At 37.8% G+C, this 471-nt stretch carries 1 protein-coding gene; it reads right to left on the bottom strand.

Going from position 1 to position 471, the window contains the following annotated elements:
- Window positions 1-471: hypothetical protein (locus ACRHNM_RS16215; protein ID WP_431137681.1), on the bottom strand; the 471-nt coding region annotated here is incomplete at both ends.

Below are 471 nucleotides of genomic sequence, written 5' to 3'. Positions count from 1 at the left end.
GTACAACTTACTCCATTTGGATTACAAGCATCACTTGCTAATAATGTAAAGGATAAGTCAACTCCTTCTCCACACGCATAAGCTGGTAATGCTGGAATATCTCCAATATTCGAAGTTGGATTATCTCCATTATTTACTCCAAACCCAGCTACCCATGTATTGTAAGCTAATAATATATCTGCTTCACTTGTACATGAATCTAAATTTACATCTGTTGGACAATCGACTGTTAAGCCTGTGACTCCTGGCACGTAGAAAGTAGAGTTACAACTCACACCATTTGGGTTACAACGATCTGACACTCTGTACGTAAAATTAAGATCTACTGCTGTTCCACAATTAAAATCTGGTAAGCTTGGGAACGTATCCAAGTTATCTGTTGCGTCACAACCTCCTGTATATGTGAATCCTAATTTCCAAGCATCATAGGCATCTTGTATTTCCTGTTGTGTTGATGATGAATCTAAACTA

The sequence above is a fragment of the Psychroserpens mesophilus genome (assembly GCF_050617655.1).
GTDB classification, from domain to species: domain Bacteria; phylum Bacteroidota; class Bacteroidia; order Flavobacteriales; family Flavobacteriaceae; genus Psychroserpens; species Psychroserpens mesophilus_A.
Note: the sequence above shows the minus strand (reverse complement) of the source record. Positions and strands in the feature narration are given on the sequence as shown.